Consider the following 23,757-nt stretch of genomic DNA (forward strand, 5'->3'; position numbering starts at 1 on the left):
GCTGCGCGCTTCGCGCTCCGCCAACCCCCCAAGGGGGGGCACTGCCTGCGGCCCGGCAAAGCCGGTTCCGCGGCGGTCGCTGGCGTGGCCTGCTCCGCGGCCTTTCGATGCGGGTCGTGCGCGTGGTGCCGGCGATGCGGGTGCTGCGGGTAGTGCGGGCAGTGCGGATAACGCTTGCCGCGGTCTTGCCGGCGCATCGGCGCGGCCTGTGCGTTGCGCGCGCGCCCACGTCGCCTGTCCTTTTTTCTTCATCCACCACAGAGACCTTTGACCATGGTTCCCAGCCTCACCCTCACGCCCGCCGCCGAGAAGTTCGTGCGGCGCATCCTGCGCTTCTCGGGCCTGCCGGCCACGGCGGGCTTCCGGCTGGTCGTCAGCGCCGGCGGATGCTCGGGCTTCAACTCGGAGTTCAGCGCCGAGGCCGCGCCCCAGCCGGGCGAGTCGGTGCTGGAGGTGGGGGAGGGCCTGCGCCTGTTCCTGCCCGCCGAAAGCCGGCTGCTGCTCGACGGCGTGACCATGGATTTCGTGGACACGCCCACCAAGTCGGGTCTGGCCTTCATCGACCCCAAGCAGGCGCCCTGCGCCTGCAGCAGCAGTGGCGATGCCGCCGCCACGCCGCCCGGCGTGGCCCGCATCGACGTGGGCTCCATCGGCCGTGGCCGCCCGGTCACGCTGACGCACTGAGCATGGGCCGGCGCAAGGCAGCGGAGCAGCGGCGATGAATGCCATGGGGCTGGGCTTCGACGATGGCGGGATGGCCGCATTTGCCGATTCGGCACTGGGCCATGGCCTGCCGGCCGAGCCTGCTGCGCTCATCGCCAGCGCCGGCCTGCTGCGCCACCGGCCCGAGCAGGCACTGCCGTTGCTGGAGCGCGCCCGCGCGCTGGCACCGCGCCATCCGGTCCCGCTGATTGCGCTCTACCGCTTCCATTTCTACGGCCACGACCTGGAGCGCGCCAAGGCGGCGGGCGAAGACGCGCTCGCCGTCGCCCGCACCGCCCTCGGCCCCGACTTCGGCGACCGGCCGCCCACCGACGACGAGGCGCGCCACGACGCCGCGGTGCGCTTCTACCTCTTCACCCTCAAGGGCCTGGCCTACCTCCACCTGCGGCTGGGCGAGCTGGAGGAGGCCCGGCTGATGCTTGGGGAGCTGCGCCGGCTCGACCCGGGCGACCGCGTCGGCGGCGCCCTGCTGGCGCATGTGCTGCAGCGGCACGAGGCGCTGGCCGCCGGCCTGATCGACCCTGCCGAAGGGCCTGGCGCCTATCCCGCCTACGGCTGGGGGCCGGAGGCACGTCCGTGACCAACGCCGCCAGCCCGGCCGCGCGCGCACCCGCCGGCGACATCGCGCCGCTGTACTGGCGCGGCGGTCCCGTCGACTGCGGCCGTTGCGCCCACCAGGCCCTGCGCGGCCGGCCCGAGCCGCACGGCTGCGAGCCCGGCCACGCCTGCATGCAGGATGCCTATGCGCGCCGCATCGACCGCTTCTTCCGCTGGCATCCGGGACTGGCCGATGGCGAACTGGCCCATCCCTACTTCGAGGTGCGCGCCATCGCCGCCCGCCATGCCAGCCTGTTCCGGCTGACGGCGCTGATCGGCGACCCCGACGAGACCGTGCGGCTGCAGGTGGCCCTGCGCCTGCCCCAGGGCCAGCTGATCCGGCTGATGCACGACCCGCACCGCGAGGTGCGCATCCGCGTCGCGCAGCGGCTCGAAGGCAGCGCCCTGGCCGCCATGCGCCACGACCCGGACTACGGCGTGCGCGAGCTGGTCGCCCGCCGCCTGCCGCTGGCACTGCTGGCCACCCTGGCGCACGACACCGACCGCAGCGTGCGCATGCGGGTCGCCCAGAGGCTGGAGATGCCGGCCCTGCTGACCCTGGCCAGCGATGCCGAGCCCGAGGTGCGCCGCATCGTGGCCGAGCGCCTGCCCGCGCCGCTGCTGGCGCGGCTGGTGGACGACGAGGACTGGCGCGTGCGCTGGGAGGTGGCCCTGCGCGCCGCACCCGAGGCGGTGCGCCGCCTGCTGGACGACGCGGACCCCGAGGTGCGCCGCGCCGCCATCGACCGGCTGGCCCAGGCGCCGGCCCAGGGAGCTGCCCATGGCTGACATCAACCGCGACGACGACCTCATCGAGGTCGCCTTTCCGCCCCGCTTCAACTACGGCGAGCGCGTCATCGCCCGCAGCGTGATCCGCAACGACGGCACCTACAACGGCAAGGACATCGGTGAAGTGCTGGTCAACAAGGGCGACATCGGCTACGTGACCAGCATCAACACCTTCCTGCAGCAGTTCTACATCTACGCGGTGGACTTCGTGGACACGGGCCACCGCGTGGGCATGCGCGCCAAGGAGCTGTGCACGCTGGACCACCTGCCCGAGGACGTGCTGGCCCGCCTGGGCGTGGATGCCCAGACCCTGCACGCGCTCGGCCGCCCGCAGCAGCCCACAGGCCACACCGACCCCTCGTCCCTTCCGGAGAACGCCCCATGAACACGCTGCCCGCCGACGTCGCCGCCTTCGCCGAACCCCGCGCGCCCGAATACGGCTGGGGCCTGCGCGTGGTGGCGCTGGACGACCTGCTCAACGACGGCAGCCATCCCGAACTGGACGAGGGCGCCGTGCTGGCGCCGCAGGGCGCGGTGGGCGAGATCGTCAACATCGGCCACTCCACCGAGACCAACGAGCCCATCTACCTGGTCGAGTTCGGCCGTCGCGTGGTCGGCTGCTTCGAGGAAGAGATCGCGCCCGCGCCGGCCGGCCTGCTGCCGGAGGACGATGGTCCCGCCGAGGCCGCCTCCACCGAGGCAACCCCGCAGCCCTGAGCCCATCCATGGCCTGCAGCCTGCCCATGCCCGAGAGCCCGACACCGCCCCGTGGCGGGGTGGCCGACTTCCTCCTGCACCGCCTGGAGCGGGCGCTGCGCGAGCGGGCGCGCTACCGCTACGTGCGCCCGAGCGTGTTGCCCGACGGCCCGGGCTACCGCATCGAGAGCCCCTGCTGCTCGCGCAACGTGGATGCAAACGGCGGCGTGATCGACATCGCCCGGCTGCAGCCCGCAGCGGATGCGTCCGGCCTGGCCCTCGCGCACAGGGGCCAGGCCCTGTGGCAGCTGCAGGCCCGCGACCATGCCGCTGGCTGCTGGGCAGAACCCGGCCCGGCCGCGCCGCTGCCGGAACTGCTGGCGCAGCTGTGCGCCGACACCGAACGGGTGTACTGGCCATGAGCGCCCGCCCGGCCGTTCCGAAGGGCGCTCGCACCGCAGGCGAAGCCGGAGGTTGTCAGTGACGATCTACCTGGACCACAACGCCACGACGGCTCCGGCACCCGAGGTGCTCTCCGCCATGTGGCCCGTTTACGAGCGGCTCTGGGCCAATGCCTCGTCGCAGCATGCGCCGGGGCAGGACGCACGGCGTGCGCTGGCCGCCGCCCGCGCCACGGTGGCGCGGGTGTTGCGCAGCAAGCCGGCCGAGGTGATCTTCACCAGCGGCGCCACGGAGGCCAACCACCTGGCCGTGCGCGGCCTGCTGGCCGCAGCGCCCGTCGGGCGCACGCGGGTGCTGTTCAGCGCCATCGAGCATGCCGGTCATCTGCGGCTGGCCCGGGCCCTGGCCGAGGCCGGCGTGCCGGTCGAACTGCTGCCCGTTCTGCCCGACGGCCGCCTCGACCTGCAGGCCGCCGCCGAACGCATCGGCCCCGACGTGGCGCTGGTGTCTCTGATGGCCGCCAACAACGAGACCGGTCTGCTCATGCCCGTGGCCGAGGTGGCCGCGCTGGCCGGCGCTGCAGGCGCGCGGCTGCATGTGGACGCCACCCAGTTCGTCGGCAAGCTGCCCTTCGGCTTCGATGCCTGCGGTGCCGACGCCGTCTCCTTCTCGGCCCACAAGTTCCACGGCCCCAAGGGCGTGGGCGCGCTGCTGCTGCGCCAGGGTGCGCCGTTCGCGCCGCAGACCCTCGGCAGCCAGGAGCGCGGCCGGCGCGGCGGCACCGAGAACCTGCCCGGCATCGTGGGCCTGGCCGCCGCCCTGGAGCGGCTGGGCGACGACGCGGCGATCCAGGCCGAGGCCGCACGCCAGGCCGCCCTGCGCGACACGCTGGAGGCCGGCCTGATGGCCGCGCTGCCGGACGCCGTGCACGTGTGGGGCCGCGGCCTGCCGCGCCTGCCGGGCACCAGCTATTTGCGCGTGGGCCGCCTGTCGGCCGAGGTGTTGCTGCAGCGCCTGGAGCGCCTGGGCATCGCCGCCTCCTCCGGCGCGGCCTGCTCCTCCGGCGGCAGCGAACCCTCGCATGTGCTGCGCGCCATGGGCGTGCCGGCCGACGAGGCCCTGGCCGCCGTGCGCCTGTCGCTGGGCCAGGGCAGCCAGGCGCACGACATCCATGCGTTGCTCGCCGGCCTGCCGCGCCTGCTGCGCCCCCTGCTCGAAGAGGCCCCGGCCTGAACCCGTTCCTGCATCCACCGAGAAAGCACCGCAATGAAAGTCATGATCCGCAAAGACAGCAAGGGCCTGCTCTCGGCCTATGTCCCCAAGAAGGATCTGGAAGAACCCATCGTGTCGATGGTTCAGCCCGGCCTATGGGGCGGCCTGGTCACGCTGGGCAACGGCTGGCAGCTGGACCTGCCGGCCATGCCCGAGGGCACCACGCTGCCGGTGACGGTGGAAGCCCGCCGCATCGCCGCGGACGAGTGAGGCGGCCATGGCCCTCACCAGCGAACAACTGCGCACGGCCTGCGAGGTGGTGGGCGCAGCGCCGACAGTGCGCGACGCCGCGGCGCTCTGGCGCGCCCGCCATCCGGAGGTGCGCGCCATCGTGGTCGATGCGCTGGACATGCGCGACGAGACGCCGGCCCTGCAGCTGGGCGCGCGCAACGTCTACCTGGCCGCCAGCCAGGGCCATTGCTGGCACGTCACCGCCCGGCCCGAGGAGGCCACGGTGCTGATCCTCACGCAAAGCTGAACCTCGCAGGAGCACCGCCATGGACATGGAAGCCATCGGCCTGGCCGAACCCGACTGCGGCCCGCGCGAGATCGAGCTGGTCAACGCCGTGCTCGAGGCCGCCCGCTGGGGCGACGGCCCCATGCTCGCCTCCTTCGAGCAGGCCTTTGCCGGCTGGGCCGGTCGCGACCACGCGGTGGGCGTGGCCAGCGGCACGCTGGGGCTGTGGATGGTGCTGCGGGCGCAGGGCATCGGCCCAGGCGACGAGGTGGTGTGCGCCGCCCACACCTGGCACCAGATCGCCCAGGCCATCACGCTGGCGGGGGCCACGCCCGTCTTCGCCGACATCGACTACTGGAGCGGCTGCCTCAGCCCCGAGAAGGCGGCGGCGCGCATCGGCCCGAAGACCCGCGCGCTGCTGGCCGGCAACACCAACGGCCACCCCGCCGCATGGGGGCCGCTGCGCGAGCTGGCCGCGGCGCACGGCATCGCCCTGATCGAGGACAGCACCGAGGCCCTGGGCTCGCGCTACCGCGGCCAGGCGGTGGGCAGCTTCGGCGATGTGGCGGTGTTCGACTTCTCCGCACCCTCGGCCCTGTGCACGGGCGAGGGCGCCATGCTGGTCACCGACGACGAGCGCCTGGCGCACGAGCTGCGCTACCTGCGCCAGCGCCGGCTGTCCGACCGGGGTTCGGTGTCGGTGGGCGCGCGCGTGCCGCTGCAGGCCGGCATGAGCGAGCTCACGGCGGCGCTGGGCCTGGCGCAGCTGGCGGGCCTGGACGACCGGCTGGCCGTGCGCAAGCAGGTGGAGGCCTGGTACCACGAGCAGATGCAGAGCTTCGAGGGCATCAAGCCGCCCTACCTGGGCGAGGACGTGGACGAGGTGCACTGGATGCTCTACGTGGTGCACCTGGGCAAGCGCTTCACCGCCAGCGCCCGCACCCAGATGATCGAGGACCTGGCGGCCTGCGGCATCGAAACCGCGGCCTACAGCCATCCGCTGCACCAGCAGTTCTTCTACATGAACGCGGGCGACGCCATCGGCCGCAAGCGCGGCGTGCTGCCCGACACCGACCGCATCGGCGACCGCGCCTTGGCGCTGCCCCTGCACACGCAGCTGGACGCGGACCAGGTCAAGTACATCGTCAAGACGCTCAAGGACACCGCCACCAACGTGGGTGCCGGAGCGGCGATCTATCTCTGAAGAGGACACCCATGACCGACCTGATCCACGACCTCGCCCGCCGCCTCGACGCCGGTGGGCTGATTCCCTACATGGGCCCCGGCATGCTCGCCCTGTGCGACGACGCGAAGGTGCCCGGCACCTCGCTCGCCCTGGCCGAGATCATGACCGCCAAGGTCAGCGTGCCGCACAAGATCCGCAAGCGGCTCACGCAGGCGGCGCAGTTCATCGAGAACTTCAAGCACCGCAAGTCGCTGGTGTCGATCATGGACGAGGCCTTCGCCGGCACGCCGCAGCCCTCGGCCCTGCATGCGGCGCTGGCCGCCAGCGGTGCGCCCCTGTGGATCGACACCTGGTACGACGACACCTTCGGCCGCGCGCTGACCATGGCCCGGCCCGAGGGCGGCTGGGTGCGCATTCAGGGCCTGTCGCAGTCCGAACATTTCGGCCAGTGGACGGGCGTCTATGCCGACGATGGCGAGCACCTGGCCGAGCTGCCCGCCGAGCCTGTCCGCGTGCTCTACCAACCCATCGGCAGCCGCCGGCCGGCCAGCAACTACCTGGTCTCCGACAGCGACTACGTCGAGGTGCTGACCGAGATCGACATCCAGACGCCCATCCCCGCCATCGTGCAGCAGCAGCGCGCGGGGCGCGGCTTCCTGTTCGTGGGCTGCCGCTTCGACGACCAGCTCACGCGCAGCTTCGCGCGGCAGATCATGAAGCGCTCCGGCGACCGGCACTGGGCCGTGCTGCCCGAGCCGCCCACCCGCATGGAGGCGCGCTTCCTGGAAGAGCAGGGCATCGAGCGCATCGCCATGCCCTTGCCGGACTTCGCCGATGCGCTGGTGCAGGCCCTGGCGCCTGCGGCACTGGCGGCCTGAGAAGGTGTGAACGAACCCGTCATGCCCGCTCGTCCTGCCAAAACACGCCCACTCTGCGTTGCAAATGCTCGCCATAGCCCGAGCTATGGCTGCGCTTTGCGCCTTGATTGGCCGCGTTTTCGCAGTCCGCTCGGCCACGCCGGATTCATTCACACCTTCTGAGCGTCCAGCCATCCCTTTTTCACCACCACCACCACGAGACCCGCCATGAGCGACACCGTCACCACCACCGTTCCCCTCACCGTCATGCCCAGCGGCAAGACCTTCGACGCCGAGACTGGCATCACGCTGCTGGAGGCCCTGCGCCGCGCCGGCGTGCTCACGCACGAATGCGACGGTGGCGCCAAGTGCAGCGACGCCTGCCACCTCTTCGTGCTCGAAGGCCGCAAGAGCCTGTCGAAGACCACGCGCGAGGAGAACGAGCGCCTGGACGCCATCGTCGGCGTCGGCGCCAAGTCGCGCCTGGCCTGCCGCGCCGTGCTGGGCGACCAGCCGGTGACGGTGGAAGTGCTCAGCTTCGTCTGAGTCCCGCCCCTGGGCGTCTGTCATCCCTGACTGCCATGCACGCCAGGACTTCCGAGGCTGGCGCTGCCGGCCCTCTCTTCTGCGACGTCGCCATCGTCGGCGCCGGCCTGGCCGGGCTGGCGCTGGCGCGCCGCCTGCACCTGGCCGGCCGCCAGGTCCGCGTGCTGGAGGCACGCGAGCGCATCGGCGGCCGGTTGCTCACGCGCGTCAGCACCGCCACCAGCCAGCCGCTGGACCTGGGCGCCGCGTGGTTCTGGCCCGCCACCGAGCCCGGCGTCGTGGCGCTGCTGGCCGAGTTGGGCCTGGCCAGCGCGCCCCAGCACGACCCGGGCGACGCGCTCTGGCTGGACGACCCCGAGCGCGCCCCCGAACGGCACGATGCCGCCCCCGGCCAGGTGCACCAGGGCGCGCGCCGCATCGAGGGCGGCAGCGCGCGGCTGGCGCAGACGCTGGCCGACGCCCTGCCGCCGCAGGCCCTGTGCCTGACGGCCGCGGTGTGCGAAGTGCACCGGGCGGAAGGCGGCGGCGTGCTGCTGCAACTGGCCGATGGCCAGCGCCTGCACGTCGCGCAGCTGGTGCTGGCCCTGCCGCCGAGGCTGGCCGCCGAGCGCATCCGCTTCGTGCCGGCCCTGCCGGATGCGGTGGCGGATGCCCTGGCGGCCGTGCCCACCTGGATGGCCACGCAGGCCAAGGCGGCGAGCGCCTTCGGCCGGCCCTTCTGGCGCGAGGCCGGCCATTCCGGCAATGCCTTCGTGCGCCATCCGCAGGCCGTGCTGGGCGAGGTGTTCGACGCCGGCACCGGGCCGCAGGGCGCGCTGGCCGGCTTCGTGGCACTGGATGCGCAGCAGCGCCAGGACTTTCGCCGCGGCCTGCCGCTGCTGGTGCACAGCCAGCTCGGCCAGCTCTACGGCGCCGAGGCGCAGGACGGCGAGCTTCACCTGCAGGACTGGGCCGAAGAGCCCTGGACCTGTGCGCAGGCCGACCTTGGCGGCCCCGCTGAACCTCCCCACGCCGATGCGCGTCTGCGCCAACCCTGGTGGGGCGGGCGCCTGTTCTTCGCCGGCACCGAGACCGCCCTGCACGGCGCCGGCCACATGGAAGGCGCGCTGGACAGTGCGCAACGCGTTTCGCACCAGCTGCTGCAGCCGGATGGCACCGTCTTCGCTGCGGCGGTGGACGCGCCGGCCGCCGTCGCCGCCTTCTGCCAGGCCGTGCAGGGCCTGCGCGCCCAGGGCCCCGATCACTACCGCCGCCATCTGGTGCGGATGCTGTCCGGCACGGCCGCGGGCGCGGAGCTGCAGGGCGGCCTGAGCGCCCGCGCCCTGCGCGCGAGTGCCGAGCAGTGCTACGGCGAGGCGCTGGCCTGCCTCGACGCGCTGCTGCCCGTGCTGGCGGCCGAGGCCGGGGTGCCGGCGCAGGGGCGGCATCCGCTCACACCGCCGCTGCTGGCCGCCTTCTCGGGCTGGAGCCAGTCGCTGGTCGACGAGGCGCTGGGCTTCAACGCGCGCTCCTGCGCGCTGTCCAACCTGCCGCACGAGCACCGGCCCGACGACGAGGACCGGCGTGCCATCGCCCGCGCGCTGGCGGCGGCCTGGCAGGCCTTTGCGCTGGAGCTCAACGCGCGCCTGTGCGCCGCCGCCGAGGCCGCGGGGGAGTGCCTGGCATGAACGCTTCGCCGGGGCCTTCCAGCGCCGTGCCCGAAGAGGGCGTGCAGGCCGCGGGCGGCGGCATCGAGACCGGCGCCCTGCTGGGCATCGTGGAGCAGGCCGGCACCGGCATCGCCACGCTCGTCGAGGGCCTGACCCGCGACGAGCTGCTGCGCTCTCGCCTGACCCGACAGGAGGTGCAGCGCCTGCTGGGCCAGATGGCGGCGGCGCTGGGCACCCTGGCCCCGGGCGTGCGCGCCCGCATGCCCGAGCTGGACTGGGACGGCTGGCAGTCGCTCGCGCAGCGCCTGGCCCTTCCGCCCGGGCCGGCGCTGGACGAGGCCCTGGCCTTCGGCTGCGAGGCCGTGCTGCCGGCCACGCTGCTGTGGCTGCGCGTGTACCGGCAGGGGCAGCCCGAGCTGTTCCAGATGGTGCCCTGACGCGACCCCGGCGGCAGGCCCGCGCGCGCCGCGAAGCGGCCCGGGACGCTACCCGTAAGTCCGTCGCATCCAGTCGTCCGCAAGCACCTGTTCCGTCCTGCCCTGGGCCATGACGCGGCCGTCGCGCAGCAGCAGCGTTCGCCCGGCGATGGCGCGCGCATGCGCCGGGTGGTGGGTGCACAGCACGACGGCACGGCCCTGCGCGGCCAGACCGCGCAGGATCTGCAGCAGCCGCTGCTGCTGGCCCGGGTCCAGGCCGCTGTCGGGTTCGTCGCACAGCAGCAGGCGGGCGCCCTGCACCAGCGCCCGGGCGATCAGCACCCGCTGGCGCTGTCCGCCCGACAGGCGGGTGTAGGGCCGTTGCGCCAGATCGGCCAGGCCCAGTTCCGCGAGCACCGGGCCGATGCGCCCGCGCGCCCGGGCCGCACCCGGCGTGCCGGCATGCGGCAGAACACCCAGGGCGGCCACGTCGTGCACGGTGTAGGGAAAGGGCGGCTCGTGCTGCTGCGGCACGTAGGCCATGCGGCGCGCGAGCGCGCGGCGCGTCCATTGCGCCAGCGGCCGGCCTTCCAGCTGCAGCATGCCGGCCTGCAGCGGCAGCAGGCCCAGCAGCAGGCGCAGCAGCGTGCTCTTGCCGGCGCCGTTGGGACCCATCAGCGCCAGCACCTCGCCGGCCGCCACCTGCAGGTCCACGCCGCGCAGCACCTCGCGGCGCGGGCCCCACAGGCCCTCGCGCCGGGACCAGCGCAGGCCGCTGGCCTGCAGCACCACGCCGCCATCGCGTCCGGCGGCGTCCGCGTCCCGGCGGGCGGCGGGGACGGCCACGGGCAGCGGCGTCGGCTTGGGCGGTTGCGGTTGCGTCGTCGGCGCCGTCATCCGTTCCAGCCCCGGCGGGCCCGGCCCAGTACGGCCAGGAAGAGCGGAATGCCCAGCAGCTGCGTGACGATGCCGATCGGCACCTCGGCGCGCAGGCTGCTGCGCGCCAGGCTGTCGCAGCCCACCAGGAAGGCAGCGCCCAGGCAGGCCGAGGCCGGCAGCAGTCGGGCGTTGCTCGGGCCGGCCAGCAGGCGCGCCGCATGCGGCACCACCAGGCCCACCCAGCCGATCATGCCGGCCAGCGCCACGGTGAGTGCCGACAGCAGCGTGGCCAGCGCGATCACCGCCAGCCGCAGCGCAGGGGCCGGCAGGCCCAGGCTGCGCGCCTCGTCGTCGCCCATGGCCAGGGCGTCCAGCCAGGGGCCGGCCAGGCACAGCAGCAGCGCGCACAGCAGCAGCAGGGGCGCGGCCAGGGCCAGCTCGCCCAGGCCGGCGTGACCCAGGCTGCCCATCAGCCAGTAGACGATGCCCGGCAGCTGGTTGTAGGGATCGGCCAGCACCTTGGCCAGCGAGAGCAGGGCGGTGAACAGGGCGCCGCTGACGATGCCGCCCAGCACCAGCATCAGCACCGTGGCCCCGCCGAAGGCCTGGGCGATGGCCACGCCCAGGCCCACCGCCAGCAGCCCGCCGCCGAAGGCCAGTCCCTGCACAACAGGCCAGGGCCAGCCGGCCACCAGGCCCAGGGCGGCACCAGCGCTGGCGCCCGCCATCACGCCCAGCAGGTCGGGCGAGACCAGCGGATTGCGGAACACGCTCTGGTAGGCGGCGCCCGACAGGCCCAGCGCCCCGCCCACCGCCAGCGCCGCCAGCACGCGCGGCAGGCGGATGTCGATCAGCAGCCGGTGCAGCAGCTGTGCCTGCGCGTCCGGCAGCTGCACCAGGCCCAGGGCCGCGCCCAGGCCCCGCAGCACGTCCGCGAGCGGTAGCGGGTAGCGCCCGCTGCCCAGCGCGAACAGGGCGGCGGCCAGGGCCAGCGCGGCACAGGCCGCGGGCGCGCCGGCTTCAGGCCATGCAGGGCGACGGGCCGCCGCGCCCTCGGGCGCCTGCGGGTCGCACACGGCGTCCTCATGGGTCCAGCCGGTGAACATGGCAGCACGCGGCTATGGCCTGGACGGTGCCGCCATGCCGCCATGGTGCATGTGGGGCGGCGCCTCGGCCGGCGCGGACGACGAGGCCGCCATGAGCGCACGCACCTGCTGCGCATCGAGCGGGATGCCGAAGAAGAGCCGGTAGAAGGCCGGCACCGCCTGCTGCGCGTCGAAGGAGAAGCGCTGCGGATAGAACAGGCCTGCCAGCCACTGGATGCCCAGCGCGCGCGTGGCCGAGGGCGGGCGGTCGATCCAGTTGAAGGGCAGCCGCGGCACCAGGTGCACGCGGCCCTCGCGCACGGCGCGCAGTCCGCGCCAGCGCGCGTCTTCCTGCAGGCGGGCCATGAAGGCCGGCTCCTGCACCACGATCACGTCGGGGTCGTACTGCATCACCTGCTCCAGGCTCACCCGTTCCAGGCCCTGGACGGAGGACTGCAGGCAGCGGTGCACGTTGACGCCGCCGGCCAGGGCGATGGCTTCGGCGTGGAAGGACTGGTCGCATTCGGTGGCCAGTCCGTCGGGCTGCTCGGCGTAGTACACCCGAACGCGGTGCGCGGGCGGGACGCCGGCCACCGCGCCCTGCACGCGGGCCAGGGCGTCGCGGATGTAGTCGCCCAGCAGGCGGGCGCGCTCGTCCAGGCCCAGCGCCCGACCGGCCAGGGCATAGGCGCGCGGCCAGTCGGTCAGCTGCTCCAGCCGCAGCATCAGCACCGGAGCGCCGGTGCGGCGGCCCAGGGCCAGCGTCTCCTCGTCGTTGGAGAGGCTGAAGTGCCAGCCCAGGACCAGGTCGGGCTTGAGGACGATCAGGGCCTCGGGGTCGGCGAGCAGACCGTGCCCGGCCACGCCGCCGAGCACGGGCAGCGCGGCGAATCCGGGGGGTGCATACGCCGCCGCCCCGGGCGGCAGCGCGAAGTTGAGGCCGATGGCGCGCTCGGGCGCCAGGCTGGCCAGCAGCACCATGAAGGGCGGCGCGCTGCCGTAGACGCGCTGCGCGGACGCGGGCAGGTCCAGGCGATGGCCCAGGTCGTCCACCAGCTCGACGGCGCGTGCAGCGCCGGCCAGCGTGGACAGGCCCAGCAGGGCGATGGCGGCGGCGCCGCGAAGGCGCCGGGAGAGGTCGATGCGGGGCATGGAACGGTCCTTCGCCAGGGTCTCACCACAGCCGGTGCAGGTCCACCGACGCCAACTGGCGCACGAAGCGCGGGCCGGTGTGGGTGTCGTGCAGGCTCAGCAGCGCGAAGGGGGCGGTGTGGGCGTCCAGCGGCGCGCGGGCGCAGTCGAAGGCCAGGTACACGCCCTCGCCGACCTGCGTGTGGAACAGCTCGCCCCACGAGAACAGGGCCCGGTAGCCGTCCGCGCTTTCGGCCACCACGGCCGTGCGCTTGAAGTCGGGGCGCTCGCCGAAGGCGGGCTCGGCATGCTCGATCAGCCGGCGCAGCGGCACGCCGCGCATGGGCCGCGGACCGCCGTGCGCGCCGTCGAGCGTGCAACGGACGACGAAGCCCGGCACGTCCTCGGCGCCCATGGCCTCCAGGGCCTGGGCATCCAGGGCCACGGGCCGGCGGACCCAGCCGCCGATGTGGACCTGTGGCCGTGGCGGCGGCGCGGTGCGCCGCAGGCCATGTCCGCACATCGGGCCGGGGCCCGGCCAGGCCGGGGATGAGGGCTGGGGGTTCATGGTGCACTCCTGGTGGGGATGGCAGGGAAAGCGGTGAAAGCGGAATGACGCGCGCCCGGGCACGGGTCAGTCGGCGTAGTACACGGCCAGGCTCTTGATGTTCTGCTGCAGCCGCTCGCCGACGTCGATCCAGGCATTGCATTGCCAGACCGTGCTGGCGCAGGTGGCGGGCATGGGATACCAGCGGCCGAAGGGGATGAAGGGCTGGGCGTCCTCGGTGGAGACCAGCGCCACGGACATGTAGTTGACCTTGTCGCCGTTGGCGTCCATGGCGCTGGTGTAGGTCGTGGGGTCGGTGCCGTTGGTCTTGGTGCAGTTGTCCAGGCTGACCCAGCAATTCATCATCATGTTGTTGCCGGAGCCCGCACGCAGGTCGTCGGTGACCAGCAGCACGCCCTGGTGGCGGCTGCGGTTCGCACTGCCGGGGCTGCCGCCGCCGGTACCCACCACGGAGTTGTAGAGCTCGCCGCACGAGAACAGCGCCGGCTGGTTGTTGGCGCTGGTCAGCACCACGAAGCAGCGGTTCTTCTGCGCCGGCAGTTCCAGGCCGGCCGCGTCCAGCACGTCGGTCAGCCGCACGCCCTGGCCCCACAGGTAGACCGTGTGGCGCGGGCCGTAGGTGTGGAAGTAGTAGGTGGGCAGGCTGGCGGCGTCCTTGTCGCCCACCATGGTGACGGCGTAGTAGCCCTGGCTGGAACTGGTGGACAGGGCCGGCGATGTAACGGCGATGGGCCGCTTCACCCGCCCGCTCACCTGGAAGGCGATGGCGTCGGGCGTCACCGCCGCGGCCAAGGCGGGGGAAGACAGCGTGTAGCTGGTGGCCGCGTACTCGTTTCGCACGCCGATCGTCTGCAGGCGTGCCACCTTGCGCAGCGCCGGGTCGGTGTCGTTGGCGGCGAGCACCGCCATGCGGCCTTCGGCATCGGGCAGGGTGGCGCCGTTCTTGAGGTAGGCCACCACGGTGGCGTTGCCGTTGGTGGTGCGGATCAGCTCGGTGAAGCTGAACACGGCCTTGTCGCCGCCCGCGCCGCTGGCGATCACCGCGGTGGTGACGCCGAAGGCGCCGGTGTTGTAGTCGGCCGGTCGGAACCGGGTGGCGCGCACCACCACGTCCGCCAGGCGGAAGCCGGTGTAGCTGTCGCTGCCCACCTTCACCGTGACCGGGCTTTCCGCCACCGGGAAGGTGGTGGCATCGGCCATCAGCGCCTTGAGCGTGTCCACCGTGATGCCGGTGCGGGCGACGAAGTAGGGCGTCGTGCCCGAGGGGCTGTTGGCGGGGTTGGTCGGATCCTGCGCGGTGCTGGGGTCTGCCGGCATCAGGCTCTGGCTGCCCGCGGCCTGCACGTCGAAGCTCATCGCGGGTGTGACCGGCGGCGTGGCTGCGGGAGACGACGGGGTACTGGTGCTCGCCGGCGTGCTGCTGGTGGCGGAGGCTGCGGGGGATGCGGTGGATGCCGGCGCGCTCGCCGGAACGAAGGCCGCGCCGTCCCCGCCACCCCCGCCGCAGGCAGCGGCCAGGACGAGGCTGGCCAGCAGCAGGGAGGGAAGGCGCAGGGCGAAGGGTCGGTGGTGCATGGCGGTGGGGCGGGTGGGAGTGGAGAAGGGAAGGGCGGGGCGGGACAGGCGCGTCAGCGCGTCGCCGTGTTGTTGCCGTCGGTCAGCACGTCCAGGAAGGCCAGCAGGTCGGCCAGCTCGGTGTCGGTGAGCGCGACCGGCGTGCGCATCTCGGGTGCCAGCCGGGCCAGCATGTCGGCGTACAGGGCCGGGGCGTTGCGGCTGTCCTGGCAGGGCACCGGGTTGCCGGCCACGGCCGCAGTGGCCGGGCAGCGGAAGGCATTGGCCGCACCCGCGGCATCCAGGTGATGGCGCACCACCTGCTCCAACGTGGCGTACACGCCGTCGTGCATGTAGGGGAAGGTGTTCTTCACCTCCCACAGCGATGGCGTGAGGAAGGCGTAGCGGTCCGCGTCCAGCCCGCTCGTCTCGTAGCGGCCGAGGTCGCGCGGCGGCGTCTGCGCGGCGCCGCTGCCGAAGCCGGGGCCCTGCTGGGGCACGGCGAGGTTGTGGAACTGCTGGTCGCTCAGCAGCGGCCCCGTGTGGCAGCGGGCGCAGCGGGCCTGGCCGAAGAAGAGCAGGCCGCCGCGCTTGGCGGCATCCGGCAGGTCGCCGGTGCCGGAGGCGTAGGCGATCAGGCGGTTGCCGCTGCCCAGCTCGTACCAGCGCTGGGCCTGGAAGGCCGACAGCGCGTTGGCCGCCTGGGCGATGCCCATGTCCGCGGGCGCCATGCCGGGGTAGGCCGCAGCCAGCTGGGCGGCAAAGCCGGCGTTGGCGCGCAGCCGCTGCATCAGCGCGTCCCACACGGGCTGCGGGTTGTGTTCCACCGCGTCGTCGCTGACCAGGTCGGCCAGCGCGTTGCCATCCGCGGGGTCGTAGGCACCGAGCATCTCGGTGCGCGAGATCAGCGGAAAGAGCGCCTGCGCGGCCGTCACGTCGCGCAGCCCCGCGGGCAGGCGATTGCCCGCGGGTGTGTCGAAGCCGCCGTCGGCCCGCACGGCCACCCGGCCGTCCCAGAACAGGAAGCGTCGGTTGCCCTGCCCGTGGTTGACCAGGGCCGGCGTGTTGCGATGGATCACCGGTGTGCCGCTGCGCGTGGGCGGGCTGCCCGTGCCGTCGACCCCGATGCCCAGGGCCAGGCCGTCCACGCCGGCATTGCCGGTGGCATGGCAGCTGGCGCAGGCGACCTTCTGGTTGCCCGACAGCAGGGTGCTGGAGAAGAGGTTCTGGCCCAGGGCGAACAGGGCGGCGTCCACCACGGGCCGGGCCGGGGCGACGATGCCGTTGGCCGAGAGCTGGGCGCGCAGCGCGGCGTCCAGGTCGACGGCGGCCGTGGGTTGGCCGGTGGCGGGCGTGGCCGGGGAGCCTGTCGTGGAGGAGGTGCCGCTGTCCGCCGCCGTGCCGCTGGCGGCACCCGGCAGCAGCGCCAGCCCGCTGCCCACGCCACCGCCCCCGCCGCAGGCGGAACACAGCAGGGCCAGCAGGCTGCCCAGGAGGGCGATGCGCAGACGCGAAGCGGGCATGGTGGGAGCAATCCAATATGTTCTCGACTACATAGCGTTAGCAACCCGTGTGCCATCCCGTCAGGTGCCGTGAAGGGCGGATTCAAGGCGGTCTGCGTGCCGCGAAGCCGACAGAACGGACAGCGCCGGTCGGCTTTGCGACAGAGCCGGGCACGCTCCCCGGTCGCCGGCCGGTGTTCGTGCGTGCAGCGGCTGCGCAGGGGCGCGGCATGCGCCTTGCAGTCCGCAGCGGCATCGCCTGCCCGCGCCTGCCCGACCATGAACGTGCTCCAGCTCATCGAAGCCCTGCACCGCCTGCCACCACAGGCGACGGTGCTGCTGGAGGGCGACGGCGGCTATTCGCCGCTGGGCGGCGTGGAGCTGTTCAGTCCCGGCGGTGGCCAGCCGGACGAGGTGCTGCTGCAGCCGGACATGACGCCGGATTGAGGGATGCCATGAACGAGTCCGCCCAGTCCGGCTTGCTCTACTTCAGCAGCTACAGCGGGCGGGGCCTGCCCCTGCGGCTGGTGGGCGAGCTGCCGCCCGAGGCCATTGCCCACCGCAACACCTGCTTTCGCGCCAGCTACGACGAAGCCGGCCGACCGCTGTGCATCGAGAAGCTGGTGTACGGCGCGGTGGAGATGCGCCACGACTACCGCTGGGCCGCCGACGGCGCCCTGGCGGGCGTGACCGTGAGCGAGGAAGGCGAAGCCCCGCGCGAGCTGGTGCTGGGCTGAAAGAGGGGCAGGGGCGCGCAGCCGCGCCTCCCGAGAGGTGAGGCGGGCTGTTCAGGCCGCCACCGGCGTGTCCAGCACGGCCTTCACGTTCAGCGTCATGTTGTTCTTGACCGCGTCTGCATAGGGGCAGATGCCCCGCGCGCGCTCGACCAGGTTGTCGGCGGTGGGCTGGTCCAGCGTGCCGGCCATGAACAGCGTCAGGCTCAGGGCCATGCGGTAGGCGCCCTCGAAGGTGACGTACATCGACAGCGTGGCCTCCGCATAGCAGCCGCGCAGCGGCAGCTTGTCGGCACGCGCGATGTGGCGCACCGAATGCTCGAAGCAGGCGGCGAAGGCCGCTGCGAAAAGCTGCTCAGGATTGGGCGCGCCGCCCGGGCCGCCCATCTCGGTGGGCACGGCCAGCTTGAGCTTGAAGCCGCCGTCCTCGCTCTGCACCTGGCCGCTGCGGCCGCCCTGGGTGAGCATGGTGGTCTTGTAGACGATGTCCATGGCCTTGTTCCTTGTCGTCGATGGATGGGGCTGCGGCGCTGCCGTCCACTGCTACTTCAGCAGCTTCTTGCGCTCGGCCGGGCTGAAGTGGCTCAGGTGGCCGGCCGCCGCGGCCGCGCGGCGGTTGGACATGCGGATCGCCTCGATCTTGCCGGCGGGCGCGATGCGCGAGAGGGCCTTGTCCACGGCGGCGCTGCCGCAGGCAGGGCAGGCGGGCGGCGTGGCGCCGGCCCGCACCAGCGCCTCGAAGCCGTGGCCGCATGCGCTGCAGTGGTAGTCGTAGAGGGGCATGGGGCGCTCCAGATGGCAGAAGGAATGGATCTCAGGGTGACGGGGCGGGACAGCCCCCGGAGGCATGGGGCGCGGCGGCGCAGCCTTCCAGGGCCGCGGGCGCCGGGGCGTTGGGTCCCAGGCCCACCCAGTCGTGCACCTGCTGCGTGTCGAAGCCCACCATGCGGGTGTCGCCCCACTGCATCAGCGGGCGGCGGATGAGCAGCGGCTCGGCCAGCAGCAGAGCCAGGGCCGCGTCGGCGCCCAGCGCCTCGGGCACCACCTCGCCCGACTTGACGCGCGGTGCCGCACGGTTGAACCACTGGGCCACCGGCAGCGGCGCCAGGAAGTCCAGCAGCGTCCCGGCCGTCCAGGGCCAGGCGAGCAGGTCGCGGGTCTCCAGCGTGTGGCGGGCGCCGCGCAGCAGGGCCTTCTGGCGCGCGTTGCCGCCGCAGCCGGGCTTCTCGTAGAAGACGATGTGGGCCATGGCGTACTCGTTCACCGCTTCTCAGGCCGCCAGCGCGGGCCGCGCGCGGCGTTCGACCTCGCGCAGCAGCTGCAGGCATTCGAGGTTGGCCGCCATGTCCAGGGCGGTGAAGTCGTCCAGCGTGCGGGGCCGCCAGTCGGCGCCCAGGGCGAGCAGGGTGCGCAGCACCAGGGTCTTGCCGGCGGAGGAGGCATACATGAGGCAGGTCGCGCCGACCTTGTTGGCATGGTCCAGCGGCACGCCGGCCTGCACCAGCCGCTCGATCAGCGCCGGCTCGCCATGCACGCAGGCCAGCCACAGGGCGTTGTTGCCGTCGGCATTGGTGGCGTCCAGCGCCACGCCGTGGGCCAGCAGGGCCTGCACCGCCTCGGCCTCGCCGCGCCAGGCGGCGAGCATCAGCGGCGTGTTGCCATGAGCGCCGCGCGCTTCGGGGCCGGCCAGGCCCTGCTGCGCAAGCCAGGCGGCCAGCGCCGGGGCCACCGGGCGGGCGGGCGCGGCCGGGGGGGGCGCCTCCGCGTCGGCGGGGCTCGCCACGGCGCGCGGCCGGGCGAGCCAGGCTGCGTGGCCGCCAATCAGGTCCACCACCTCGGTGAAGCCGAAGTCCGCGAACATCTGCGCCCAGGTCTGGCTGGCGCGGCCGTGGTAGCAGTAGATGAACACGGGCCGCCGACGGTCGGTACGCAGCAGCAGGGCGTCCTGGTTGTCGCCGCTGAGGCGCAGCGCGCCGGGCAGGGCGTCCTGGGCGTGGTGGGCGGCGTCGCGGGCGTCCAGCACCAGCGCCTGGGGATGGCGCTCGCGCCAGGCGGGCAGTTCGGCGGCGGTGATGCGGCGGTAGGTGCGTTGTCCGGTCATGGCGGCGGGGAGGCAGGGCTTCGGTGGGGATAGGGCGGTTCGGTGCGGATGCGCTCGTCGTGCAGGGCCCGGCCGACGCTGAAGTGGTAGAGCACCTGCCACTGCGCTCCGGCGATGGGCTCGGCTGGCAGGCCGACGAGGGCATGCACCTCGTCGTCGAAATAGCAGCCGATGCCGGTGCCGGCCAGGCCGGCAGCCTCGGCTTCCAGGTACAGCACCTGGCCGGCCAGGCCGGCCTCGCGCAGCAGGGCGCGGTAGCGGGCGGGCTCGGTGCGCAAGGGGGCCAGGTCGGCCAGCAGGGCGATGACGAACACCGCGTGCGCCCCCAGGGCCTGGTGGCAGCTGAGGGTGCGCAGCGCGGCCGGCAGGCCGTCGTGCAGGGCCAGGCGCCACAGGGGCAGCGGCGCCGCCTCCACGCGCTGCCAGTCCAGGTGGGGCAGGGCGGCGTGCAGCGCGGGCGGCGCGTCATCGCCAGCGCCATCGGCGCCGCGGGGCAGAAGGTAGGCGCCGGGCGCGAGCCCGTCGACACGATGGGCAAAGAGCACGGCCTGCACGGCGGGCGGCTGCGGCAGGGCATCCCAGGGGAGCACGGCCGTGTCGCCATGGCGGGGCTGCAGGGCGCCCAGCAGGGACCAGAGCCGCTGCGCCGGCAGCCGGGCCGTAGGGTCGAAGCGCTGCGCGCTGCGGCGACGGCGGATCAGCGATTCGGCGTCCGTCTGGGCCCTCTGCACTGCGGTCGGCGCAGGGGCTGCCACGCCTGGCGCGGCCTTGCTGGCCGGCGCAGGCGGTGCGGCCTGCGCGCGCGAGGCGCGGGCGGCTTCGCCGATCACGGGCCAGCGGTACATGGGGTACGCGTCGAGCCGGTTGGCGCGGCCCTGCCAGTCGTCCAGGCCGTGCCAGTGCGCTTCCAGCGGCGCGCCAAAGTCCAGGGCCAGCAGCAGCTCGGGCTCTTCGGGCTCGGCGTCGCCGAAGTCCCCGGGCCGGTCCAGGCCCAGGCAGCGGGCGATGGCCTCGTGGCCGGGGCGCAGGTCGTGCAGGCGCCAGCCCAGCAGGGCGGCGGCGTAGCGCAGGGCGCCCAGCGCATGGCCGACATCGAGCTGGCAGTAGCGGAAGGCGCGCTCGCCGTACTTCCAGGCTTCGCGCCAGTGGATGGAGGACAGGCCCACCGCAAGGGCGGGGGCCGTGCCGGGCGCAGCGGCCAGGCTGGCGCGCTGCTCCAGCGCATGCAGCTCGGGGGTGTAGTGGTGCAGGCCGTCGGGCAGGCCCGCCACGCCGCGCGCCAGCAGGTAGCCCTCGGTGGGATGCAGGTTGCCGCTGGAGGGTGTGCAACGCACGGCCCAGCGGTCGGGGCCGGCCTGCTTCCAGGCCGACAGCGCCAGGCTCAGCTCGAAGAGCAGGCCCAGGCTCTCCAGGGTGGGGGCGGCGGGCGGGAGGGCGCCGGGCGCGAAGAGCGCGGCCCAGGGCGTGTGGCGCCGGGCCGCGGGCAGCGGCAGCGCCACCTGCGGGGCGCCGGCATAGCGGCGGAAGGGGTCGGGCTGCGCGTCCCAGTCCAGCGTCTCGGGGCCGGCCGCGTAGCGCTGCGGCCTGTGCTTGGTGCGCGCGTGGTAGGCCAGGAGGGGCATGGGGGTCTCGCGCGCAGGGCTCTCGGGCGCTCAGGCGCTCAGGCGCCGCGCATGGCGCAGCAGTTCGCGCGCGCGGTCGGCCGCCATGTCCGCCGCGGCGCGGCCATCGGGCGCGCAGGGTACGGCGCTGGCGCCCATCCGGCGCAGCAGGGCCATCAGCTCGGCGCGGCCACTGGCGGCCGCCTGCATCAGGCAGGTGAGGCCGTCGTCGTCCGCGTGGTCGATGTCGGCACCGGCCTCCAGCAACTGCACGATGGTGGCGGGCCAGCCCTGCAGGCAGGCATACCAGAGGGCGGTGCGGCCCTGGTCGTCCTCGGCGTCCACCGGCACGCCGCGGCCCAGCAATGCGGCGGTGGCCGACGCGTCGCCCTGCCAGGCGGCGCGCATGAGGGCGGTCTCGCCGTCCTCGGCGCGCGCGAAGGGGCCTGGAAAGCCCTGCTGCGCAAGCCAGTTGGACAGCGCAGCGACGGAGGCAGACCCGGCCCGCCGCGGATGCAGGCGGGCGATGGGCGCCTCGTCCGCGAGGACGCAGGGCCCGTGGGCAGGAAGCGGGGCAGGCATGGCGGTGCCGTGCGGGTTCAGACCGGCCGGTTCTCGTTGGGGTTGCGCACCGGCCCCATCAACTCCAGGCCCTCGGCGTAGGTGATGGTGTCGAAGGTGACGTCGAACTTCAGCGCGGCATCGGCCACGGCGTCGAGCTTGCCGGCGGTGTCCTTCTTCTTGAGATCGCCCTTCTCCAGGTAGAGCAGTTCGAGCATCTCGTTGTAGACCGTGTTCTCCAGGATGGGCAGCACGTAGAACATCGCGCCCTTGTAGGGCACCTGGTACTTCTTCGACAGGTCGATGTTGTCGCAGAAGAGGAAGTACTTGCCGCCGGCGCTGAGCGTGTCGCCCAGCGTCTCGGCCACGTCCTTGAGCGACTCGAAGGACAGCAGCCAGCCGCAGAAGAAGGGCAGGTGCGTGCTGCCAGCGGTGGCCACGGCCATCACCTGGTCGCAGGTCAGCTCGGGCGGGCGGGCCTCGTCGGCCAGCTTGGCCGAGAAGCGCAGCGCCAGTTCGCCGCGGAAGCCGAAGCGGCCCGGCTTGTGGGTGGGCGCCTTGAGCACCGGGTTCAGCAGGCGGCCTTCGGCTTCGAGGCGCGCGAAGGCGGTGTCCTGGATCTCGGTCTGGGTGGCCGTGGCGGTCATGGGGCTTCCTTGAGGGTGGTGAGAGAAAGGGGGTGCTGGGGCGCGGTCCGGGTGTCGGTGTTGCGCATCCAGTCGGCGGTCTTGAAGAAGGCGGCCATCAGCTCGGCCTGCAGCGCGGCGTCGGCACCCACGGCCTGCAGGGCGGCCTGCATGCAGGCCAGCCAGGCGTCGCGCTCGGCCGCGCCGATGGCGAAGCCGCCGTGGCGCATGCGCAGCCGCGGATGGCCGCGCTGCGCGGAATAGTCCTTGGGGCCGCCCAGCCACTCGCGCAGATACAGCACCAGCACGGCACGGGTGGCCGTCAGGTCGGCTTCGTGCATCGCGCGGATGCCGCGCGCGCCGGGCCAGGTGTCCATGTGGCGGTAGAAGGCCTCCACCAGCCGCGCGATGGCTGCATCGCCGCCCAGGCGCTCGTAGTGCGTGTTGTGCGGCGACGGGGCCGTGGGAATGGACGGGGTCATGGTCTGCGTTCTGCAATCGGCGTACCAGCGCCCTGGCGCGCGACAAGGCAGCCAAATGCGACAGGCTGCTGGGCGGTGTGCGGCGCAACGCCGCCGTTCGCGACGCGCGATGCAGGGTTTGTCGCGAACCGTACAAGCCCCGCGTCGGCCGCCGACGCAGGGGGCGAATGGGCCTTTCTCCCTCTGGAGAGTGGACTTTCGGAGGGATTCCATGCCGGTCGAAGGGGCATGGCATGGAAGCTGCGAAGAGGGGGTGCGCGGACACAAGTCCGGCCGATGCGTGACCCCGACAAGAAGAGCTACAGCAGGACCACGACAGGCTGACATGGGCGCGGCTTTCTGCAACGCAACCTTTCAACCCTTCACTCTCACTGGAGTAATCGCAATGTCCAAACTTCGGCAAATCGCCTTCTACGGCAAGGGCGGCATCGGCAAGTCCACCACCTCCCAGAACACGCTGGCCGCGCTCACCGAGCTGGGCCAGAAGATCCTGATCGTCGGCTGCGACCCCAAGGCCGACTCCACCCGCCTGATCCTGCACGCAAAGGCCCAGGACACCATCCTCTCGCTGGCGGCGGAAGCCGGTTCGGTGGAGGACCTGGAGCTCGAGGACGTGATGAAGATCGGCTACAAGGACATCCGCTGCGTGGAGTCCGGTGGCCCGGAGCCGGGCGTCGGCTGCGCCGGCCGCGGCGTGATCACCTCGATCAACTTCCTCGAAGAGAACGGCGCCTATGACGGCGTGGACTACGTCTCCTATGACGTGCTCGGCGACGTGGTGTGCGGCGGTTTCGCCATGCCCATCCGCGAGAACAAGGCGCAGGAGATCTACATCGTCATGTCCGGCGAGATGATGGCCATGTACGCGGCCAACAACATCTCCAAGGGCATCCTGAAGTACGCCAACAGCGGCGGCGTGCGCCTGGGCGGCCTGGTGTGCAACGAGCGCCAGACCGACAAGGAACTGGAACTGGCCGAGTCGCTGGCCAAGATGCTGGGCAGCCGGCTCATCCACTTCGTGCCGCGCGACAACATCGTGCAGCACGCCGAGCTGCGCCGCATGACGGTGATCGAGTACGCACCCGAGTCCAAGCAGGCCGAGGAATACCGCCAGCTGGCCCGCAAGGTCCACAACAACGCCGGCAACGGCACCATCCCCACGCCCATCACCATGGACCAGCTGGAAGACCTGCTGATGGAGCACGGGATCATGAAGCAGATCGACGAGTCGCAGGTCGGCAAGGCCGCGGCCGAACTGGCCGCCTGATTCCAGGCGTGCAAGCCCGGGCCCCGCGCGGCGGGGCCCGGCGCCGCCCCCTTCCCATCCTTACGGAGCATCCCCC

Annotated in this window: 31 protein-coding genes; 17 read left to right on the plus strand and 14 right to left on the minus strand. The window is 73.1% G+C overall.

Features of this window, described 5'->3' with window-relative positions; all coding sequences use genetic code 11:
* Positions 1 to 273: 273 nt before the first annotated feature.
* The 14 genes from ABIC63_RS11825 (at position 274) to ABIC63_RS11890 (ending at position 9,611) form a co-directional block, all read left to right on the plus strand.
* Complete coding sequence (locus ABIC63_RS11825; protein ID WP_294368762.1) at positions 274 to 684, plus strand: HesB/IscA family protein; 411 nt, start codon at positions 274 to 276, stop codon at positions 682 to 684.
* Between the two features lie 34 nt (positions 685 to 718).
* A complete protein-coding gene (locus ABIC63_RS11830; RefSeq protein ID WP_354319890.1) occupies positions 719 to 1,303 on the plus strand; it encodes a hypothetical protein in 585 nt (194 codons plus the stop codon).
* Entirely contained in the window at positions 1,300 to 2,109 is an 810-nt protein-coding gene (locus ABIC63_RS11835) for a 4Fe4S-binding leucine-rich repeat protein (RefSeq protein WP_354319891.1), read from the plus strand. Before ABIC63_RS11830 ends, ABIC63_RS11835 begins: the two co-directional genes overlap by 4 nt.
* Positions 2,102 to 2,494 carry a nitrogen fixation protein NifZ gene (locus ABIC63_RS11840; RefSeq protein ID WP_354319892.1) on the plus strand — a complete coding sequence of 131 codons (393 nt, stop codon included), beginning with the start codon at positions 2,102 to 2,104 and terminating at the stop codon, positions 2,492 to 2,494. Before ABIC63_RS11835 ends, ABIC63_RS11840 begins: the two co-directional genes overlap by 8 nt.
* Positions 2,491 to 2,826, plus strand: a complete 336-nt coding sequence (locus ABIC63_RS11845) for a nitrogen fixation protein NifZ (RefSeq protein WP_354319893.1) — start codon at positions 2,491 to 2,493, stop codon at positions 2,824 to 2,826. The genes ABIC63_RS11840 and ABIC63_RS11845 overlap by 4 nt, the downstream gene beginning before the upstream one ends.
* 8 nt (positions 2,827 to 2,834) lie before the next feature.
* Positions 2,835 to 3,227, plus strand: coding sequence for a DUF3024 domain-containing protein (locus tag ABIC63_RS11850; RefSeq protein WP_354319894.1), 393 nt, complete (start codon positions 2,835 to 2,837; stop codon positions 3,225 to 3,227).
* A 118-nt stretch (positions 3,228 to 3,345) separates the two neighbouring features.
* Positions 3,346 to 4,440: a cysteine desulfurase family protein gene (locus ABIC63_RS11855; protein ID WP_502935867.1), complete on the plus strand. Its 1,095-nt coding sequence runs from the start codon at positions 3,346 to 3,348 to the stop codon at positions 4,438 to 4,440.
* Between the two features lie 33 nt (positions 4,441 to 4,473).
* Entirely contained in the window at positions 4,474 to 4,689 is a 216-nt protein-coding gene (nifT, locus tag ABIC63_RS11860) for a putative nitrogen fixation protein NifT (protein WP_294368747.1), read from the plus strand.
* A 7-nt stretch (positions 4,690 to 4,696) separates the two neighbouring features.
* On the plus strand, positions 4,697 to 4,957 hold the full coding sequence (locus ABIC63_RS11865; RefSeq protein ID WP_294368743.1) for a hypothetical protein: 261 nt from the start codon (positions 4,697 to 4,699) through the stop codon (positions 4,955 to 4,957).
* Between the two features lie 19 nt (positions 4,958 to 4,976).
* Positions 4,977 to 6,140, plus strand: a complete 1,164-nt coding sequence (locus ABIC63_RS11870; protein WP_354319896.1) for a DegT/DnrJ/EryC1/StrS family aminotransferase — start codon at positions 4,977 to 4,979, stop codon at positions 6,138 to 6,140.
* An 11-nt stretch (positions 6,141 to 6,151) separates the two neighbouring features.
* A complete protein-coding gene (locus tag ABIC63_RS11875; protein ID WP_354319897.1) occupies positions 6,152 to 7,000 on the plus strand; it encodes an SIR2 family NAD-dependent protein deacylase in 849 nt (282 codons plus the stop codon).
* A gap of 207 nt (positions 7,001 to 7,207) precedes the next feature.
* On the plus strand, positions 7,208 to 7,525 hold the full coding sequence (locus ABIC63_RS11880; protein ID WP_294368738.1) for a 2Fe-2S iron-sulfur cluster-binding protein: 318 nt from the start codon (positions 7,208 to 7,210) through the stop codon (positions 7,523 to 7,525).
* Positions 7,526 to 7,560: 35 nt separating this feature from the next.
* A complete protein-coding gene (locus ABIC63_RS11885) occupies positions 7,561 to 9,192 on the plus strand; it encodes a flavin monoamine oxidase family protein (protein WP_354319898.1) in 1,632 nt (543 codons plus the stop codon).
* Positions 9,189 to 9,611: a hypothetical protein gene (locus tag ABIC63_RS11890; RefSeq protein ID WP_294368733.1), complete on the plus strand. Its 423-nt coding sequence runs from the start codon at positions 9,189 to 9,191 to the stop codon at positions 9,609 to 9,611. The genes ABIC63_RS11885 and ABIC63_RS11890 overlap by 4 nt, the downstream gene beginning before the upstream one ends.
* 48 nt (positions 9,612 to 9,659) lie before the next feature.
* On the opposite strand, the gene ABIC63_RS11895 is transcribed toward ABIC63_RS11890, so the two are convergent.
* From ABIC63_RS11895 to ABIC63_RS11920, 6 genes are all read right to left on the minus strand, one after another.
* The gene (locus ABIC63_RS11895; protein ID WP_354319899.1) at positions 9,660 to 10,436 is read right to left on the minus strand and encodes an ABC transporter ATP-binding protein; all 777 of its coding nucleotides are present in this window, start codon (positions 10,434 to 10,436) and stop codon (positions 9,660 to 9,662) included.
* Between the two features lie 47 nt (positions 10,437 to 10,483).
* Positions 10,484 to 11,575 (minus strand): FecCD family ABC transporter permease, encoded by a 1,092-nt coding sequence (locus ABIC63_RS11900; RefSeq protein ID WP_354319900.1) that lies wholly within the window; start codon positions 11,573 to 11,575, stop codon positions 10,484 to 10,486.
* A gap of 12 nt (positions 11,576 to 11,587) precedes the next feature.
* Entirely contained in the window at positions 11,588 to 12,706 is a 1,119-nt protein-coding gene (locus ABIC63_RS11905) for an ABC transporter substrate-binding protein (protein WP_354319901.1), read from the minus strand.
* 22 nt (positions 12,707 to 12,728) lie between these two features.
* On the minus strand, positions 12,729 to 13,253 hold the full coding sequence (locus ABIC63_RS11910) for a hypothetical protein (protein ID WP_354319902.1): 525 nt from the start codon (positions 13,251 to 13,253) through the stop codon (positions 12,729 to 12,731).
* A gap of 66 nt (positions 13,254 to 13,319) precedes the next feature.
* On the minus strand, positions 13,320 to 14,828 hold the full coding sequence (locus ABIC63_RS11915; RefSeq protein ID WP_354319903.1) for a hypothetical protein: 1,509 nt from the start codon (positions 14,826 to 14,828) through the stop codon (positions 13,320 to 13,322).
* 53 nt (positions 14,829 to 14,881) lie between these two features.
* Complete coding sequence (locus ABIC63_RS11920; protein WP_354319904.1) at positions 14,882 to 16,330, minus strand: cytochrome-c peroxidase; 1,449 nt, start codon at positions 16,328 to 16,330, stop codon at positions 14,882 to 14,884.
* Between the two features lie 258 nt (positions 16,331 to 16,588).
* Here ABIC63_RS11920 and ABIC63_RS11925 point away from each other — a divergent pair, with 258 nt between their 5' ends.
* Positions 16,589 to 16,756, plus strand: a complete 168-nt coding sequence (locus tag ABIC63_RS11925) for a hypothetical protein (RefSeq protein ID WP_354319905.1) — start codon at positions 16,589 to 16,591, stop codon at positions 16,754 to 16,756.
* Positions 16,757 to 16,764: 8 nt separating this feature from the next.
* Positions 16,765 to 17,046: a DUF6156 family protein gene (locus ABIC63_RS11930; RefSeq protein WP_354319906.1), complete on the plus strand. Its 282-nt coding sequence runs from the start codon at positions 16,765 to 16,767 to the stop codon at positions 17,044 to 17,046.
* A 51-nt stretch (positions 17,047 to 17,097) separates the two neighbouring features.
* On the opposite strand, the gene ABIC63_RS11935 is transcribed toward ABIC63_RS11930, so the two are convergent.
* From ABIC63_RS11935 to ABIC63_RS11970, 8 genes are read right to left on the minus strand one after another with little or no spacing between them, the layout of a single operon-like run.
* Positions 17,098 to 17,535 (minus strand): Ohr family peroxiredoxin, encoded by a 438-nt coding sequence (locus ABIC63_RS11935; RefSeq protein WP_354319907.1) that lies wholly within the window; start codon positions 17,533 to 17,535, stop codon positions 17,098 to 17,100.
* A gap of 51 nt (positions 17,536 to 17,586) precedes the next feature.
* Positions 17,587 to 17,826 (minus strand): FmdB family zinc ribbon protein, encoded by a 240-nt coding sequence (locus tag ABIC63_RS11940; protein ID WP_294368706.1) that lies wholly within the window; start codon positions 17,824 to 17,826, stop codon positions 17,587 to 17,589.
* 31 nt (positions 17,827 to 17,857) lie between these two features.
* On the minus strand, positions 17,858 to 18,292 hold the full coding sequence (locus ABIC63_RS11945) for an ArsC/Spx/MgsR family protein (RefSeq protein WP_354319908.1): 435 nt from the start codon (positions 18,290 to 18,292) through the stop codon (positions 17,858 to 17,860).
* A gap of 21 nt (positions 18,293 to 18,313) precedes the next feature.
* A complete protein-coding gene (locus tag ABIC63_RS11950; RefSeq protein WP_354319909.1) occupies positions 18,314 to 19,144 on the minus strand; it encodes an ankyrin repeat domain-containing protein in 831 nt (276 codons plus the stop codon).
* The gene (locus tag ABIC63_RS11955; protein WP_354319910.1) at positions 19,141 to 20,766 is read right to left on the minus strand and encodes a nitroreductase family protein; all 1,626 of its coding nucleotides are present in this window, start codon (positions 20,764 to 20,766) and stop codon (positions 19,141 to 19,143) included. The genes ABIC63_RS11950 and ABIC63_RS11955 overlap by 4 nt, the downstream gene beginning before the upstream one ends.
* Before the next feature lie 30 nt (positions 20,767 to 20,796).
* Positions 20,797 to 21,327 carry an ankyrin repeat domain-containing protein gene (locus tag ABIC63_RS11960; RefSeq protein WP_354319911.1) on the minus strand — a complete coding sequence of 177 codons (531 nt, stop codon included), beginning with the start codon at positions 21,325 to 21,327 and terminating at the stop codon, positions 20,797 to 20,799.
* 17 nt (positions 21,328 to 21,344) lie between these two features.
* The gene (locus ABIC63_RS11965; protein ID WP_304304928.1) at positions 21,345 to 21,953 is read right to left on the minus strand and encodes a hypothetical protein; all 609 of its coding nucleotides are present in this window, start codon (positions 21,951 to 21,953) and stop codon (positions 21,345 to 21,347) included.
* Positions 21,950 to 22,414 (minus strand): group II truncated hemoglobin, encoded by a 465-nt coding sequence (locus ABIC63_RS11970; protein WP_354319912.1) that lies wholly within the window; start codon positions 22,412 to 22,414, stop codon positions 21,950 to 21,952. The genes ABIC63_RS11965 and ABIC63_RS11970 overlap by 4 nt, the downstream gene beginning before the upstream one ends.
* A gap of 385 nt (positions 22,415 to 22,799) precedes the next feature.
* Here ABIC63_RS11970 and nifH point away from each other — a divergent pair, with 385 nt between their 5' ends.
* Positions 22,800 to 23,681 (plus strand): nitrogenase iron protein, encoded by an 882-nt coding sequence (gene nifH / locus ABIC63_RS11975; RefSeq protein ID WP_234192530.1) that lies wholly within the window; start codon positions 22,800 to 22,802, stop codon positions 23,679 to 23,681.
* Positions 23,682 to 23,757: the final 76 nt, after the last annotated feature.

It is taken from the genome of Pseudacidovorax sp. 1753 (assembly GCF_040544975.1).
Classification (GTDB): Bacteria; Pseudomonadota; Gammaproteobacteria; order Burkholderiales; family Burkholderiaceae_C; genus Xenophilus.

Bases quoted from the DNA above. Each gene is read 5' to 3' on its own strand.
- ABIC63_RS11825 (WP_294368762.1), top strand. From the start codon at position 274: ATGGTTCCCAGCCTCACCCTCACGCCCGCCGCCGAGAAGTTCGTGCGG.
- ABIC63_RS11830 (WP_354319890.1), top strand. From the start codon at position 719: ATGAATGCCATGGGGCTGGGCTTCGACGATGGCGGGATGGCCGCATTT.
- ABIC63_RS11840 (WP_354319892.1), top strand. From the start codon at position 2,102: ATGGCTGACATCAACCGCGACGACGACCTCATCGAGGTCGCCTTTCCG.
- ABIC63_RS11845 (WP_354319893.1), top strand. From the start codon at position 2,491: ATGAACACGCTGCCCGCCGACGTCGCCGCCTTCGCCGAACCCCGCGCG.
- ABIC63_RS11850 (WP_354319894.1), top strand. From the start codon at position 2,835: ATGGCCTGCAGCCTGCCCATGCCCGAGAGCCCGACACCGCCCCGTGGC.
- ABIC63_RS11855 (WP_502935867.1), top strand. From the start codon at position 3,346: ATGTGGCCCGTTTACGAGCGGCTCTGGGCCAATGCCTCGTCGCAGCAT.
- nifT (WP_294368747.1), top strand. From the start codon at position 4,474: ATGAAAGTCATGATCCGCAAAGACAGCAAGGGCCTGCTCTCGGCCTAT.
- ABIC63_RS11865 (WP_294368743.1), top strand. From the start codon at position 4,697: ATGGCCCTCACCAGCGAACAACTGCGCACGGCCTGCGAGGTGGTGGGC.
- ABIC63_RS11870 (WP_354319896.1), top strand. From the start codon at position 4,977: ATGGACATGGAAGCCATCGGCCTGGCCGAACCCGACTGCGGCCCGCGC.
- ABIC63_RS11875 (WP_354319897.1), top strand. From the start codon at position 6,152: ATGACCGACCTGATCCACGACCTCGCCCGCCGCCTCGACGCCGGTGGG.
- ABIC63_RS11880 (WP_294368738.1), top strand. From the start codon at position 7,208: ATGAGCGACACCGTCACCACCACCGTTCCCCTCACCGTCATGCCCAGC.
- ABIC63_RS11885 (WP_354319898.1), top strand. From the start codon at position 7,561: ATGCACGCCAGGACTTCCGAGGCTGGCGCTGCCGGCCCTCTCTTCTGC.
- ABIC63_RS11890 (WP_294368733.1), top strand. From the start codon at position 9,189: ATGAACGCTTCGCCGGGGCCTTCCAGCGCCGTGCCCGAAGAGGGCGTG.
- ABIC63_RS11900 (WP_354319900.1), bottom strand. From the start codon at position 11,575: ATGTTCACCGGCTGGACCCATGAGGACGCCGTGTGCGACCCGCAGGCG.
- ABIC63_RS11905 (WP_354319901.1), bottom strand. From the start codon at position 12,706: ATGCCCCGCATCGACCTCTCCCGGCGCCTTCGCGGCGCCGCCGCCATC.
- ABIC63_RS11910 (WP_354319902.1), bottom strand. From the start codon at position 13,253: ATGAACCCCCAGCCCTCATCCCCGGCCTGGCCGGGCCCCGGCCCGATG.
- ABIC63_RS11915 (WP_354319903.1), bottom strand. From the start codon at position 14,828: ATGCACCACCGACCCTTCGCCCTGCGCCTTCCCTCCCTGCTGCTGGCC.
- ABIC63_RS11920 (WP_354319904.1), bottom strand. From the start codon at position 16,330: ATGCCCGCTTCGCGTCTGCGCATCGCCCTCCTGGGCAGCCTGCTGGCC.
- ABIC63_RS11925 (WP_354319905.1), top strand. From the start codon at position 16,589: ATGAACGTGCTCCAGCTCATCGAAGCCCTGCACCGCCTGCCACCACAG.
- ABIC63_RS11930 (WP_354319906.1), top strand. From the start codon at position 16,765: ATGAACGAGTCCGCCCAGTCCGGCTTGCTCTACTTCAGCAGCTACAGC.
- ABIC63_RS11935 (WP_354319907.1), bottom strand. From the start codon at position 17,535: ATGGACATCGTCTACAAGACCACCATGCTCACCCAGGGCGGCCGCAGC.
- ABIC63_RS11940 (WP_294368706.1), bottom strand. From the start codon at position 17,826: ATGCCCCTCTACGACTACCACTGCAGCGCATGCGGCCACGGCTTCGAG.
- ABIC63_RS11945 (WP_354319908.1), bottom strand. From the start codon at position 18,292: ATGGCCCACATCGTCTTCTACGAGAAGCCCGGCTGCGGCGGCAACGCG.
- ABIC63_RS11950 (WP_354319909.1), bottom strand. From the start codon at position 19,144: ATGACCGGACAACGCACCTACCGCCGCATCACCGCCGCCGAACTGCCC.
- ABIC63_RS11955 (WP_354319910.1), bottom strand. From the start codon at position 20,766: ATGCCCCTCCTGGCCTACCACGCGCGCACCAAGCACAGGCCGCAGCGC.
- ABIC63_RS11960 (WP_354319911.1), bottom strand. From the start codon at position 21,327: ATGCCTGCCCCGCTTCCTGCCCACGGGCCCTGCGTCCTCGCGGACGAG.
- ABIC63_RS11965 (WP_304304928.1), bottom strand. From the start codon at position 21,953: ATGACCGCCACGGCCACCCAGACCGAGATCCAGGACACCGCCTTCGCG.
- ABIC63_RS11970 (WP_354319912.1), bottom strand. From the start codon at position 22,414: ATGACCCCGTCCATTCCCACGGCCCCGTCGCCGCACAACACGCACTAC.
- nifH (WP_234192530.1), top strand. From the start codon at position 22,800: ATGTCCAAACTTCGGCAAATCGCCTTCTACGGCAAGGGCGGCATCGGC.